The organism is Pseudoalteromonas sp. BZA4, assembly GCF_040104395.1.
GTDB lineage: Bacteria > Pseudomonadota > Gammaproteobacteria > Enterobacterales > Alteromonadaceae > Pseudoalteromonas.
Window position 1 is genome coordinate 15,379 of the sequence record NZ_JBECOT010000051.1, and the last position, 13,315, is coordinate 28,693.

The following is a 13,315-nucleotide window of genomic DNA, read 5'->3' on the forward strand; positions in this document are numbered from 1 at the left end:
TCCTTTATTATTTAAAATGTTGCGGTTAATTGAGCAGTGGCGGTGCGCCCAGGCGCAATCCAATATGAAGTACCATTTGCTTCGGCATAATTGAGATCGGTCAGGTTGTCGACCGACATACGTAATTTAAACTGTGATGTGAATTGATATTCCAACCAAAAGTCATAAACTTGCCAGTCAACAACGTCTTCATAAGCGCTGCCACCACGACCGTCGTTATCTTCGTAACGCATTCGAGCGCCTAACTTTAAAGTGTCTTCAAATAACTTTAAGCCTAGGGTCAATGCACCACTGTGTTTTGGTGGAGGGATATAGTTCAAGCTTCCCGATCCAGCTTGACCCATACTTGTTTCTGGATAACCTACTTGGCTTCCTAGAGGAAATGGATCATAGCCACCCTTGCCAAGGTCAACATTCATTTTGGTGTAATTAAGCTCAGCAAATAGCCTTTTTGATTCATAATCAGCTTGCAGTTCAAGGCCATCAAAACGGATCTCATCTTGTAAATTGACATAACTCAGCGTCATTCCATTGTCATCAATAGAAGTAGGTCTCATCACGCGACCTTGGACAATAAAGTTATCGATGGTATTTTCGAACCATGCTGTTTTAATGAATAAATCGTGGCCTTTGGCTATATCAAGCAACTCAAAATTAAGACCAATTTCATTATTCCAAGCTTCTTCAGCTTCAAGTCCAGGGTTTGGGTAAAAAGGGAAAGAGTTACCAACATGAGCACCAAATAATAAGGTCTCTGTGATTTCAGGCGGCCTGACTGCCTGAGCTGAACTTAAGTAGCCTTGTATTTTATCGTTAAAGCGATAGGCTAAACGCATATTTGGTGAAAGGTAATTTTCATGCCGGTCAACGTCAAAGTCGGTATAGATCAAAGTGCGACTAGGCGAAACTCCGGGAGGGTTAAGAATGTAACCAGAGTATATTTCTCCACCTCCTTGCAGTGAAAATTGCTCATAGCGCAAACCTGATTCAAAAGAAAAATGCTCGCCGTATTGCCATTCAGCTTGAATATAAGCACTGCCAAGAGAGCGATCACCTTCAGGGGTTGCACCTGTAAACCAAGATGGATCGCCAGTTCCTGGCGTTTGCTTTATTGCTTGAGGCTCTGTCCAATCTTTAAAATATTCGCCACCTAAAGTAAGTAATAACAATGACTCATGTTGTGTTAACCAATCATGCTTGAGGCTAAAAAAGGCAAGATTATCAACAACCATTCCTAGGGTGTTGGTTTCATATTGCAATTCAAACTCGCCGTAGGGATTGCTGCTTTCTCCCATTTCATAAACATGCTGACGCATTTGAGTGCGGTTGTAATAAACACTGGCATTAAGATTGAGGTAATTTGAGTTTGCAGCCCATGTGTAATCTAATTTAATCGTATCGTTATTGAGTGAACTGCTACTTTCGGGCTCTGCATCTACTGATGTCGCTGAGCCTTCTTCAAAGTTGCCATAAAAACCGACATAGCTAAGCTTTACTGACTGCTCTTTATTTATTGTGTAATCAGCTTTGAGCAATGACGACCAGTTATCTTGCTCGGTAAAGTTACTCATTGCACTAAAGTAACTACTAGAATCAGCATTACCGCCATGTTGGCCTGGCTTAAAACGGCCAACATTCTTATGCCCTACTGCAGCAACAAGTTCTAGGTCTTTTCCCACACGCACAGTAGACGCTAATAAGCCCTGCATATGATAGGCATTGTTGCCAGATGAAATGGCTAGCTTAGTACCATGATCTTTACCTGGAGCCGCCAAATCATCAAATTCAAGCGTTTTAAAATTTACAACACCAGCAATCGCGCCAGCACCACCACTTTCGCCTACTGGTCCCTTTGCAATTTCGACACTCGACAGTAATTGAGGATCTAAATAAACCATCCCATTGGCACCATGACCACTGCGTTTGAAGTTCTGCCTAGCTCCGTCGATCATCACATTAACTCGACCAAAGTCTTGTAAACCACGAACATTTACTGCAACCCCAGGCTCCTGCCGAGTTTGGGAAGTGGTAACACCTGAAACGTTATAGAAAATATCTGATGTATCACGTGGGGCAATGCGTTGGAGCTGAGCTTGATCAAGTTGAGTATTTGAAGAGGCTGATTGATAAATTTCTATACGCTTATTAGATGTAGCCTGAACCTCTAAGGTATCGAGTAAAATCTCACCATTTGATTGGGCTAAGAGTGCACGTATAACATAACTTCCATTAGCCGTTTTCTCGGCATACAAGCCAGTCCCCAAGAGAAGCTGTTGGAACCCTGTATCAAGTTCGAATTCACCTTTTAGACCAGTAGATTGCAAATCGCCAACTTGCTTAGGATCAAACTGCAGCAAGATGCCTGTTTGGAGGGCAAATGTATTAAGTGCCTCAGCCAAACTACCTTGCGGTATATCAAGTTGGTGGGCTTGATCCGCTAACACCTTCGCAGAAAATGTAAATTGCAGGCATAGCAAGACTGTAAAAATGAAACGCGATAAGCGGCCTTGTAACATAAATAGTTCTCATTATTCTTTAGAGCTATTAATAGGACGCAGCAAAATCAAAAAGCAGTAATAAAATTTATTAAATAATGAAATTAATTTTATAATTTATTTTATTTCAATGAGATATACTCAAAATAATTGGCGATAGAGGTATGGGTCACAGCGGGTTCTGACGCTATCATCTGTAGCGCCATAGCAATATTGTCTGTTGGGTAAACACCTGAAACTCGGATATGTTCAAGTGCGGATTGATTGTAAATAAAGACCCCTTGATAATGAGGCTCAAGCAAACTTAATAACCTAGCTAAACTCATATTATTAGCAACTAATCTATTATTTAACCACGCTAATTCTATATCGGGGTTAGCAGCTGTTGGCCCAATGAGCTGACTTTTAGCCACTGACATCGCTTGACCTTCCTTACCTACGACACATTTTTTAACAGGTAAATAGCACAGTTCTACTTTTGATTCACTCACAACGACAAAGGTACCTTGTTCGTGGCGTTTAACAGAAAATTGTGTCCCTAAGGCTGTTGCCGTTGCTTTATCTGTTTCCACCACTAATGGCCAACTTGAATTAGTTTTTGCCACTAAATGTATTTCTCCCTGATTCAACTTAATCAATCGTTGCTTAGAACTAAACTCTATATCCACTTGGGTTTGCGCGTTGAGAGTCAGTATGGAGCCATCTTTAAGCTCAACAGTTTTTTGCTCTCCTTTTAAAGTGTAATAATCAGAACTAACTCCTGTTAGACCTACATGATTGGCCATGAACCCAAGCCCGACAAAAAGAGCCGATAAAACGACCGATTTAGCAAAATGATTAGACTTAGGCTTATCTTTATCTAGTACCCTATTGAGGATTTGCGAATCAAAATGGCTGTTATCAGTGCTGTCAAATTCGCACCACAGTGCTTGCAATTCTGAGTAAGCTTTTTGATTTTCAGGATCGGCTTTGAGCCACTGACTATGGGCTTGAATATCGGCATCGGTGAAGTTGTCAGAATTGAGTAAAACACACCAATTTGCGGCCTGTTCAAGCTTAGATTTGTAGTCTGGGTACTGTACGGACATTATGGCTTAATCGAGTAATTGACTGTGACAATGAAGCAATGTTTGGGCAATATATTTTTGCACCATACTCACCGATATATTCAGTTCCTGGGCAATTTCTTGATACTTCAAACCATCTAACCTTGCCATTAAGAATGCGCGCCTTGGTTTATCTGCTAACCCTTCAAGTAAGCGCGATAACGCCTCTAGTTTTTGGATCATTTCATGCACTTCTTCACACGAAGGGGCATATTCTTGTGAAGACTCTAACTGAGCTTCAAAGTAGGCTTGCTCAATGCGTTTACGTCTTGCTTTATCGATAATTAAACGATTTGCAATTGTAGCAAGGTAAGCACGAGGTTCTTTCACTTCAAATAAATCAATTGACGAAGTCAGAGCACGAATAAATGTGTCTTGTGAAAGGTCTTGTGCATCATGATGGCAATGAAGGTTAAGTTTCTTCTGTAAAAACCTTAATAGCCAAAATTGATTTTCGCGAACAAATAGATCCATACTGGTGTAATTAAGCACTGCGGTTCTCTACCAATAAATGCAAATGATAACAATTATCATTACCGTACCATTCTTATTTATTCAAGGCAAGTTTGTTGTTTAAAATATGATAATGACTACTTTTAGCTAGTCTCTTTTCAAAACCCTCCATTCAATCAGAGAATTACAACAAATCGCTTAAAGCAAATGCCCGCCGTAGACAAAAAAATTCAATTTTTATTACGGGAAAATGATTTTGGTGCGTCTTATCTAATATGACGTTTATTTTTTTCGCCATTTTTGTGAGTTGGCTGGAGTAGATTTAATGAAATTTGGAGTAGTGCTTTTTGTGGCTCTTTTTGGCTTTTTTTCCGGGCATAGTTATTCATCTGAGCAAGACCCTGCAAATGAAATAGTAAGCCAAGTAACTAAATTAGATAGCCCAAAATTAGCCGACAGCGCAGCTTTTGTTAGCCATGATTTGTCGCCTTGGGGTATGTATTTAGCGGCCGATGTGATTGTTAAAACCGTTATGATTGGCCTGCTACTAGCTTCTATTATGTGTTGGGGTATTTTTATCGCGAAGCTTATTTATCTTAATAAAAGTAAACGTGAAGGCAGGGCTTTATTAGTCAAACTATTAAATAGTCATAACTTAAAAATGGCAGAACAAGGTTTAACTCAAGAGCCAAGTACAGCAAAACTATTAATTCAAGCTTGCCTACATGAGCTTATCTTAAGTAGTAAAAACGCAACGACGAGTGATGCATTAAAAGAGCGTGTTGCAGCTCGCTTAGATAGGGTAAAAGCCGAGCTATCTGCAGATATGAACAAAGGAACGGGGGTTTTAGCAACCATTGGTTCTGTTGCTCCATTTGTTGGTTTGTTTGGTACTGTTTGGGGGATTATGAATAGCTTTATAAGCATCGCCAAAACACAAACAACCAATCTTGCTGTTGTCGCGCCAGGCATAGCTGAAGCATTACTTGCAACGGCCCTAGGTTTAGTTGCAGCAATACCCGCAGTTGTGATGTACAACTATTTTTCACGCTCTATAACAGCCTATAAATCGCAATTATTAGACACAGTGACTGTCATAATGACAATCCTTAGCCGTGATTTATCAGCAAAAGATACTCAAGCAAAACCACTAGAGCAGTTAATTGACTATCAGCAAATCAAAGCTGCAGGGAAATAAAGCCGTGTCTTTTAACTTACAACAAGATGATGAAGAACTAGTTGAACAACATGACATTAATGTCACACCCTTTATTGATGTTATGTTGGTTTTACTGATAATTTTTATGGTTGCCGCACCATTAGCAACAGTTAGTGTGCCTGTTGAACTACCCAGTATTGATTCTGAAACGAAAGCCTCTGAACAAAAACCAACTTACCTTACATTACAAAAAGATTTGTCTTTGGTTATTGGTGAAAAGCAGTCTGTCGCGAAAACCGAATTAGTTGAAGCGTTATTGCAGCAAAAAATCACTCATGAGCAAGCAATTTTAATTCGCGCTGATCGCAGTGTAGATTACGGGGACTTTGTTGATTTGCTGAATATTCTTTCTAAAGCGGGCTATAAGAACATTGCATTAGTTGGGCTAGAAAAAACACAAGCGAGTCAGCAGTAATGAGCATAATAGCTGGTCAGCCAACGCTTAGAACAGGCTATCGTAAATTACAGTTACTCTGTGTTTCAACAGTATTAGTTGTTCATCTGTTGGTTGCAGCTTACTTTATTATGAGCCCTGCAGTTGCTATAACACAAACGACACATGCCGCAATGCCTGATGCCGTCGTTATTAGTATGGTAGCCGCACCTAAAGTGCCAAAAAATGCGCTACCAGAGGGGCCTGAACAGCAGATGGCGAGTCAATCCTCTGCTGAGAGTAAGCCTAAACCCAAACCTAAAGAACAGCCTAAACTCGAGCAACCAGAGCTTATAGCCAAGCAGTCTGAGATTAAAATTACAAAGCCTAAAGTAACTAAAAAAACCAAAGTAGCTAAAGTCGAAAAAGTGCAAGAAACAGCTGTTGATGACACTAAGCCTGTTAAAGAGAAAGTTGAACAGACAGAACAAAATTCTCAGAACGACAGAGAAGTTGCACAGACTACAGCACCAAAATCAATTGATGCAGCTCCAGCAGAACAGCGTACAGGCCCAGTTAGTAATGTATTTAGCAAGCAACAAGCTGAGGCTAAGCAGCGCTGGCAAATGCAATTATCAGCTCACCTTGAAAGACGTAAACGCTATCCTCGAATGGCAAAACTGAAACGTCAGCAGGGCGTGCCTTGGGTCAAATTTACAATGGATCGAGAAGGCCAAGTAATTGCAGTCTCTTTATTTAGAGCAAGCGGTGTGTCATCCCTTGATAAAGAGGTACTTGCTCTGGTCAAACGCGCAGAACCATTACCCTTACCCCCAGACGAAATAGCAGGTACTACATTAACGCTCACCTTACCTGTTGAATTTTTTATAAATTAAATATTAGCTACACGGAGTTAATCATGTCTTCATTGGATATGGAAACAATTAAAGAGAACACTTTAACAGCCCAGCTGAAAGCAGAAACAACTTCTATTCATGATGGTTTAGATAAAGCGATTATGACTAAAAGGCCTTTTTCAAGCATTGAACGCTATGCATTGTTTTTACAAGTACAGCTAGCATTTCATATTACGGTCGCCCCTTTATATCATGATCAAAGGTTTCAAGATTGCATTGCAGGGCTTGCAGGTATGCAGCGCTTAGATGCTGTGTACGATGATTTATGCGATTTATTATTTAAGCAGCAGGCCGATGAAATTCGTAAGCAATACTCTGATAAGCGCACATTCACATTTGAACAAGGCTTAGCGTGGTTGTATGTAGTTGAAGGATCAAACCTTGGTGCAGAATATTTATTAAAAGCCGCCAAACGTATTGATTTATCGGAGACATTTGGAGCTAGACATTTAGCACCTGCCGAACAAGGCCGCGGTGCTGCATGGCAACAGTTTTCTAATTCAATCAATAAAATAGAGCTTGATGATTTACAAAGAAAACATGCTCTTATTGCTGCTCAACAAGCATTTTCGTTTGTTCGTGAGCTAGTCGATAAAACATTTGCATAAGCCAAAAATAAAAATGAGCAGCAACAAAATAAAAAACGCACACGGAATGACTGAAGGTTCCAAAGTACTCAAGGCACTATTCTTTCTCACAGGTTTAATTTTTACAGGGCTTGGAATTATAGGTGCGATCCTACCCGTGATGCCTACGACTGTTTTTTTAATTGTTGCTGTTTATTGCTTTGGGCGCTCTTCATCGCGGTTCGAAGCCTGGCTTTTAAATCATCGTCATTACGGACCAACATTAAGAAACTGGCAACAATATGGCGCGATTTCGCGTAAAGTTAAATGCATTGCCTGTGTGGGAATGGCAGTAGGCTTCATATTATTTTACCTTGGTGCGTCACCATCATGGCCGCTTACAACAGCAGTCGCTTTGTTCATGCTATTGTCAGCTTGGTATGTATTATCAAGGCCGGTTGCGAGTGAGCCTGAAAAACACTAAGCTAGCCACATAAAGTTATAACTAATTGAAATATTAAGAAAGCGAACCCGAAGGTTCGCCAGTTTAACTTTTTTCGATGATTTCTATTCAGCTCTCTTCAGCGTGACTGAAGAAAGTTGTTGGTTCAATTAAAAATATCGCTTCGAACTCTGCTGAAAATAAATGACAGAATTCTTTTATTTGCTCAATGTACAGAAGCAAAAAAGCATACATTTCTACACCATCTAAATAGCGCCCTGAAAAATCAGGATTATCATCAAAAAGCTGCTTTGAGATGCTTATACCCAATACACTGCCTACCCTATCTCTGTGCATATAAATGTAATGGCTAAAACTAAGCTCGATTGAATCGTTTGTAGACGCTTCATCAACATCTGCTAAAAGCAAAATGGTTGAGTTGTCATCTCAAGGTGATTTACTCGCGCGTTGATACTCTCTGATGAATTGTGATTTTGATGTACTCATGAGTTTCCTCGTTAGTGTTTGACCTAACACTAACTAGGCTTATGTGATGGTAACAAATGGTAAGTAACACAAATAACTTTCATCTCTGTGTTACGAAATACTTAAAGTGAAAATTGAGAAAGAAATGAGTAGCCTCGTTGCGTCATGAGCAAGCCCTGATAAATCCTAGTATGGGATTTCAAGGCTTATCTATGATGACCTAACTAAACTTTACTTTTTTAAAGGCAACATACGTTTTAAAGTGTCATCAGCCAAAATGTAATGATGGAATAATGCAGCAGCGGCATGCAAGCCTATTAAGTAATAACCTACTTCACCCACAGTCTCGTGTATTTCTTTGATAGTTTTAGCAAGATCTTTATTTTCACTTGCTAATGGAGGTAGCTCTAAGCCAAAAAATGGCACGGGTTTACCAGCCATACTCAATATCAGCCAACCTGCAATTGGCATTGCAATCATGAAGGCATAGAGCGCAAGGTGCACAAGTTTGGCTAATGCATTTTGCCACTTTGCAGGCTCAGGTTTTATTGCAGGCGTTGAGCCTGCCAGCACACGTCCCACTAACCTTACAACTACTAGAGCTAAAACAGATAAACCCAACATAAAATGCCACATTTTAAAAGCATCTCGTGTTTCCGTGCCTTTATCAAATAACTCTCGCAATTCAATACTGCCAAAAACAGTGACGATTAGAATAAACATAAGCCAGTGCAATAATATCGAGAACGAACTGTAATGAGTCGTTGTATTTTTAATCTTCATAGTGCCCCTTTCGTAAAACGCGTTGAGATAAGTGCTAAATTTATACGTAATATAGACTCACAATTACGCTATCCTTTGAGCGCTCTTGCTGTAATGATCTAAAACAAAAAATGAGCTATCTTAAATTATCTTGTTTACTTATTAGCGAAACTTTACTGTACTTGTTTAAACTTAAAATAAACTTAAGTAATTTGATTAAATAAGCTTTCTACTCCTTAATTGCCCTAAAGCCTCGCCATGCATTATCGATGGCAATACGCAGTTTATTACCCCAACTGAAATGCATATTTACGAACAACTCTCACCATCTACTTCTATTTGAGTTCGTAGACTTTGAAATAAAACTTTCTGAACATTACAGTGAAAATTAACATCCGATTTTTTCGATTGCAACAATCTTTTTATTCCATTTTAAAGATTAAAAATAATGAGCAATACTAAACTCATCAAATTATGAGAGTTAGGGTATTCAAAATGATCAAGACAGTTACTTTTGCAATGATGCACTTCGCAATCGCTTTTACAGTGACTTACTTTTTAACAGGTAGTTTTTTAATTGGTGGCTTGGTCGCTATTGTTGAGCCAGCTGTGAACACTGTTGCGTTTTACTTCCACGAAAAAGTGTGGCGTAAAGTTGAGAGTCAGAATAACTTTAAACAAGACTCAGATGGGATAATGTTTGCATAAGAATTAACTAGATTGAATTGGCTCACAAACCAACGAATATCCCCACCTTACACCTCGGACTGTAAATTAAGCTTTGCCACTAGAGCCGGTGGCAGAGATTCAGAGCAAAAAGGCTAAAGCTGTTTTTTAATTATTAGCCGAAATTAACGAGCCCTTTTAATACTTCTTGTAAAAGAGCTCAAAACTCCCTTCCCTAGATGCATGGCAATTAAAACTAAACAAAATAAACATATAACCTTGAATTAAATAAAAAAGAAAATTAATCCATTCTTTTTTCATTAAATATAACCCCCTAATAGCAAGGTCAAGCCCTTTTAATTTAGAGCTAATACTCAAATTAGGCTTGCAATTACCAGCTTTCAGCTTACACTTGTGCGCCAAGTGAGCGTACACTTGTAAGCTAAAGGCAAAAAATGAGAGCGTTATTAAATTCATTATCAAAACATTTACTGCATCATCAATCTTGGGCAGGATACTGGGAGCCGGTGGTTCAATGCTTTAAACCAGGCTGGCGCGAAGGCTACTTTCGTGCACAAGTAAAACATGTACAGGTGTTTGCTGAACAAAGCGTTAAGTTGATTATTGAGCCAGAAAAAACATGGCCAGTTCATCAAGCAGGCCAGCACATTGCGTTAACAATCCAAACTGATGGACGATTGCTTACGCGTGTGTTTACCATCGCAAGCGAACCACAACTGGCAAGGCAGCAGCGACAAATTCGTTTATTGATCCGCAGCCAAGAGTTCGGCGCATTTACGTCAAAGCTAACAAACTTGAGGCCAGGGCAATGGCTTAATATTTCTGAGCCTAAAGGCCAGTTTGTAATGCCAAATACCGCGCGCTCTTTAATCATGCTTGCCGGTGGCTCAGGCATTACGCCATTTATAGCCATGCTTAAATCAATACCTGCTGATAGCAAACAAACTATAACCCTGCTTTATTATGCAAAGCCGAACAGCCACTGGCTTAAAGATGAACTTGAGCAACTAAAGCAATCGCTGAGCAATTTTGATTATCACTTACTTGAGCGCAACAACGATGGCGATGCGACGACATGGCTGACAACAAATACGCATAAACACTGGTTAGTGTGCGGCCCAGTTGCCTTGTATAAGCAAGCAGCCGCTTTAGCTAAGCAATTAAATACGCCTATAGACAGTGAGCATTTCAGTGCAGTCCCTGCTGTTTTAGCAACCTCTGATAAGCACGAATTAACACTCACTCATCAGGGCAAAACATTCACTATTGATAACCAACAAACCTTACTGACCCACTTACAAGCGAATAAGCAACCTGTAACAGTTGGCTGTGGTATGGGAATTTGCCATCAATGCCAATGCGTTAAAAAGCAAGGCATCGTACGTGATATTCGCACCGGTGAGCTCTCTGATAGCTCAGAGCAGTTAATTCAACTTTGTATATCGCAACCTGTCAGTGACGTGGAGTTATCAGCATGAACACAACAAAAACAGTCAATTTTGAAAAATTAGCAGCTCAACTCGATAGCGTTAAAACAGATGTAAAATCAAAACTCGGTGAGCAAGATGCAAAATACATTCGCCGCGTTATTGTTTGCCAGCGAGTGTTTGAATGGAGTGGCCGAATTTTATTAATGTTAGGCTTTATTCAGCCTGTTTTATGGCTCTTAGGTGTGCTTAGTTTAGCCACAGCAAAAATCCTAGATAACATGGAAATTGGCCACAATGTGATGCATGGCCAATACGACTGGATGAATGATAAATACATAAATTCAAAGTCTTACGAGTGGGATATAGCGTGCGATGGGGCTAGTTGGAACCGCGTTCACAACTACGAGCACCACACCTATACCAATATTATTGGTAAAGATCGCGACTTCGGCTATGGATTACTGCGCTTATCGAATGACTTTCGTTGGCGAGTAAAAAACCTGTGGCAATTTGTCACTTACCTATTGCTCAGTGTGCTGTTCCAATGGGGTGTGTCGTACCATGAAATGGCAGCCGAGCGAGTATTTTTTGGCAAGAAAAAAGATGACCGCGATTACAAAGTACCGCACAGCGAACTTAAAAAGCGCTTTTTTAGTAAAGGTGCACGCCAGCTAGTGAAAGACTACCTGCTCTTTCCATTGCTTGCTGGGCCTTTATTTTTGTGGGTTTTGGCGGGCAACCTTGCCGCTAATTTATTACGTAACCTGTGGACCTCAACCATTATCTTTTGCGGGCACTTTACCGGTGAAGTTGAAACATTTAACCAGCAAGACTGCGAAAATGAATCACAAGGCCAGTGGTATTACCGCCAAGCGTTGGGCTCATCAAATATCAAAGGGGGTAACCTGTTTCATGTAATGACTGGGCACTTGAGCTATCAAATAGAGCATCACTTATTCCCTGATTTACCCGCAAAACGCTACCGCGAAATTGCCCCTAAGGTGCAAGCTATCTTTAAAGAGCACGGTATTCACTACAATACCGGCGGCTTCTTTCGCCAGTACTTTTCTGTAGTAAAACGAATTGCACGCTACTCTTTTCCGTAATTAAGACACGCCAGTGCATAGCGCTGGCTTTTTTATAAATAATTTTATGGCAAGGAATTAGCTTCGAGAATCAGCTCGTTAATATCTAACTGTAATTCATCATCTGCTGCTTGTTCCGCGAAAGTTAAAGCTGTATTAGCAAAATTTAGCGCTTGGGCCTTATCGGCTTTCTCTAGGTAATTCTCTGCAATCGCAAAATTAATCGACGCTAAATAATCCTCTAGTTTGAATAGCATTGCTAACTCTAGCGCCTTGAAATAATAGATAAGTGCAATTTCTGGATTATGATAGGTAAAGTCAGCAAGCGTTTCCCACTGAAACGGATGATCAAGCGGTGTGCCTGCAAACTTGTCGCAGATTTCTTTTATTTGATTGTACGCCGCCCACTCTTGTTGTTTATTGTTAGCATTAACAATATCAAGCGCAAGTTGATGAATCGCCTCATAGTGAGGTGGCTTTTTAATTGATTCAACCTCTCCAAATTGTGCCTTATGCATTCCCTGCTCTCTCTAAGCTAATTAAATCTCATTCGATTCAGACCAAACCCGTAATTCATCGAGTATATGCAGTGCTGAGCGGCCAAAATCAGTAAGTTCATAGGTCACTGCTATCGGGCGCGTGCTAATAACATGACGGGTGATCATCGCTCTACTTTCAAGCTCTTTTAGACGCTGGTCTATCATCTTTTTGCTTGCACCACCCAGCATGCGCGTTAAATCATTAAAACGCACAGGGCCATCTTTTAAATGATAGATAATAGAGCCAGTCCATTTACCGCCAATCAAACGCATGCCTTTTTCAATAGCACACGGTTCCATGCAAGCATTTAAAACTTTTTTTCTACCCTTACTATCTGTTTCTACTGAACTTTCCAAAACATCCTCACATTTTTCAGACTAGTTACAAAAAGGTGACTGGTTGATTAAATAATCTAGGTTACTATTATATACCACAGAATGTATTTTGAACACGATAAAGTAATTAGCAAACGGATACTCAACTATGAAAAACGTATTAATTCTTAACGCACATCACTATTACCCTTTTTCTGAAGGTAAGTTAAATGCTGCTTTAATCGGCGTTGTTTCCTAAAAGTTTGAACTATCTTGCCAGCCTGTGATCAGATCATCTATATCCTACTAGCCTGTGCAACAACAATGAGCAAAATCACAAACTGGTCTCACTATAATCAAGCCCTCGTTAACCGCGGTAATATTCGCTTCTGGTTTGACGAAAAAGCAACGCGTCATTGGTATAACGAATGTACTCACGG

15 protein-coding genes and 1 pseudogene are annotated in these 13,315 nt (G+C 40.0%); 9 read left to right on the forward strand and 7 right to left on the reverse strand.

The genetic code is table 11. From position 1 onward, the window contains the following. Positions 1–11 precede the first annotated feature (11 nt). From ABMY41_RS16940 to ABMY41_RS16950, 3 genes are all read right to left on the reverse strand, one after another. The gene (locus tag ABMY41_RS16940) at positions 12–2,516 is read right to left on the reverse strand and encodes a TonB-dependent receptor (RefSeq protein ID WP_349275553.1); all 2,505 of its coding nucleotides are present in this window, start codon (positions 2,514–2,516) and stop codon (positions 12–14) included. A gap of 101 nt (positions 2,517–2,617) precedes the next feature. Continuing rightward, positions 2,618–3,583 (reverse strand): FecR domain-containing protein, encoded by a 966-nt coding sequence (locus ABMY41_RS16945; protein ID WP_287245720.1) that lies wholly within the window; start codon positions 3,581–3,583, stop codon positions 2,618–2,620. A 6-nt stretch (positions 3,584–3,589) separates the two neighbouring features. Continuing rightward, entirely contained in the window at positions 3,590–4,093 is a 504-nt protein-coding gene (locus ABMY41_RS16950) for a sigma-70 family RNA polymerase sigma factor (RefSeq protein WP_287245722.1), read from the reverse strand. Positions 4,094–4,379: 286 nt separating this feature from the next. Here ABMY41_RS16950 and exbB point away from each other — a divergent pair, with 286 nt between their 5' ends. Genes exbB through ABMY41_RS16975 form a run of 5 tightly spaced genes read left to right on the forward strand, consistent with a single transcriptional unit; the run spans position 4,380 to position 7,613 of the window. After that, entirely contained in the window at positions 4,380–5,252 is an 873-nt protein-coding gene (gene exbB, locus ABMY41_RS16955) for a tonB-system energizer ExbB (protein WP_349275555.1), read from the forward strand. Positions 5,253–5,256: 4 nt separating this feature from the next. Then, positions 5,257–5,688, forward strand: a complete 432-nt coding sequence (locus ABMY41_RS16960) for a biopolymer transporter ExbD (RefSeq protein ID WP_248526279.1) — start codon at positions 5,257–5,259, stop codon at positions 5,686–5,688. Next, positions 5,688–6,542 carry a TonB family protein gene (locus tag ABMY41_RS16965; protein WP_349275557.1) on the forward strand — a complete coding sequence of 285 codons (855 nt, stop codon included), beginning with the start codon at positions 5,688–5,690 and terminating at the stop codon, positions 6,540–6,542. Before ABMY41_RS16960 ends, ABMY41_RS16965 begins: the two co-directional genes overlap by 1 nt. Before the next feature lie 23 nt (positions 6,543–6,565). After that, complete coding sequence (locus tag ABMY41_RS16970; protein ID WP_349275559.1) at positions 6,566–7,171, forward strand: biliverdin-producing heme oxygenase; 606 nt, start codon at positions 6,566–6,568, stop codon at positions 7,169–7,171. Further along, positions 7,164–7,613 (forward strand): YbaN family protein, encoded by a 450-nt coding sequence (locus ABMY41_RS16975; protein ID WP_287245732.1) that lies wholly within the window; start codon positions 7,164–7,166, stop codon positions 7,611–7,613. Before ABMY41_RS16970 ends, ABMY41_RS16975 begins: the two co-directional genes overlap by 8 nt. Positions 7,614–7,700: 87 nt before the next feature. Here the strand turns inward: ABMY41_RS16975 and ABMY41_RS16980 are convergent, their stop codons facing one another. Together ABMY41_RS16980 and ABMY41_RS16985 are read right to left on the reverse strand one after the other, a co-directional pair. Further along, positions 7,701–8,000: a hypothetical protein gene (locus tag ABMY41_RS16980; RefSeq protein WP_349275560.1), complete on the reverse strand. Its 300-nt coding sequence runs from the start codon at positions 7,998–8,000 to the stop codon at positions 7,701–7,703. 288 nt (positions 8,001–8,288) lie between these two features. Further along, positions 8,289–8,840, reverse strand: a complete 552-nt coding sequence (locus tag ABMY41_RS16985) for a cytochrome b (protein ID WP_349275562.1) — start codon at positions 8,838–8,840, stop codon at positions 8,289–8,291. Between the two features lie 474 nt (positions 8,841–9,314). On the opposite strand from ABMY41_RS16985, the gene ABMY41_RS16990 reads away from it, so the two are divergent. From ABMY41_RS16990 to ABMY41_RS17000, 3 genes are all read left to right on the forward strand, one after another. Next, positions 9,315–9,527, forward strand: coding sequence for a DUF2061 domain-containing protein (locus ABMY41_RS16990; RefSeq protein ID WP_175078744.1), 213 nt, complete (start codon positions 9,315–9,317; stop codon positions 9,525–9,527). 413 nt (positions 9,528–9,940) lie between these two features. Further along, complete coding sequence (locus ABMY41_RS16995; protein WP_349275564.1) at positions 9,941–10,984, forward strand: iron-sulfur cluster-binding domain-containing protein; 1,044 nt, start codon at positions 9,941–9,943, stop codon at positions 10,982–10,984. Then, complete coding sequence (locus ABMY41_RS17000) at positions 10,981–12,042, forward strand: acyl-CoA desaturase (RefSeq protein ID WP_349275566.1); 1,062 nt, start codon at positions 10,981–10,983, stop codon at positions 12,040–12,042. The genes ABMY41_RS16995 and ABMY41_RS17000 overlap by 4 nt, the downstream gene beginning before the upstream one ends. A 44-nt stretch (positions 12,043–12,086) precedes the next feature. On the opposite strand, the gene ABMY41_RS17005 is transcribed toward ABMY41_RS17000, so the two are convergent. Together ABMY41_RS17005 and ABMY41_RS17010 are read right to left on the reverse strand one after the other, a co-directional pair. Then, positions 12,087–12,539 (reverse strand): hypothetical protein, encoded by a 453-nt coding sequence (locus tag ABMY41_RS17005; RefSeq protein WP_349275567.1) that lies wholly within the window; start codon positions 12,537–12,539, stop codon positions 12,087–12,089. A 21-nt stretch (positions 12,540–12,560) separates the two neighbouring features. Beyond that, positions 12,561–12,917, reverse strand: coding sequence for a helix-turn-helix domain-containing protein (locus ABMY41_RS17010; protein ID WP_054553546.1), 357 nt, complete (start codon positions 12,915–12,917; stop codon positions 12,561–12,563). Between the two features lie 282 nt (positions 12,918–13,199). Here ABMY41_RS17010 and ABMY41_RS17015 point away from each other — a divergent pair. Further along, a pseudogene (locus ABMY41_RS17015) lies at positions 13,200–13,315 on the forward strand (IS5/IS1182 family transposase); the annotation flags it as partial.

Excerpts from the sequence above, each read along its gene's own strand:
- ABMY41_RS16940 (WP_349275553.1), bottom strand. The coding sequence starts at position 2,516 with ATGTTACAAGGCCGCTTATCGCGTTTCATTTTTACAGTCTTGCTATGC.
- ABMY41_RS16945 (WP_287245720.1), bottom strand. The coding sequence starts at position 3,583 with ATGTCCGTACAGTACCCAGACTACAAATCTAAGCTTGAACAGGCCGCA.
- exbB (WP_349275555.1), top strand. The coding sequence starts at position 4,380 with ATGAAATTTGGAGTAGTGCTTTTTGTGGCTCTTTTTGGCTTTTTTTCC.
- ABMY41_RS16965 (WP_349275557.1), top strand. The coding sequence starts at position 5,688 with ATGAGCATAATAGCTGGTCAGCCAACGCTTAGAACAGGCTATCGTAAA.
- ABMY41_RS16970 (WP_349275559.1), top strand. The coding sequence starts at position 6,566 with ATGTCTTCATTGGATATGGAAACAATTAAAGAGAACACTTTAACAGCC.
- ABMY41_RS16985 (WP_349275562.1), bottom strand. The coding sequence starts at position 8,840 with ATGAAGATTAAAAATACAACGACTCATTACAGTTCGTTCTCGATATTA.
- ABMY41_RS16990 (WP_175078744.1), top strand. The coding sequence starts at position 9,315 with ATGATCAAGACAGTTACTTTTGCAATGATGCACTTCGCAATCGCTTTT.
- ABMY41_RS16995 (WP_349275564.1), top strand. The coding sequence starts at position 9,941 with ATGAGAGCGTTATTAAATTCATTATCAAAACATTTACTGCATCATCAA.
- ABMY41_RS17000 (WP_349275566.1), top strand. The coding sequence starts at position 10,981 with ATGAACACAACAAAAACAGTCAATTTTGAAAAATTAGCAGCTCAACTC.
- ABMY41_RS17005 (WP_349275567.1), bottom strand. The coding sequence starts at position 12,539 with ATGCATAAGGCACAATTTGGAGAGGTTGAATCAATTAAAAAGCCACCT.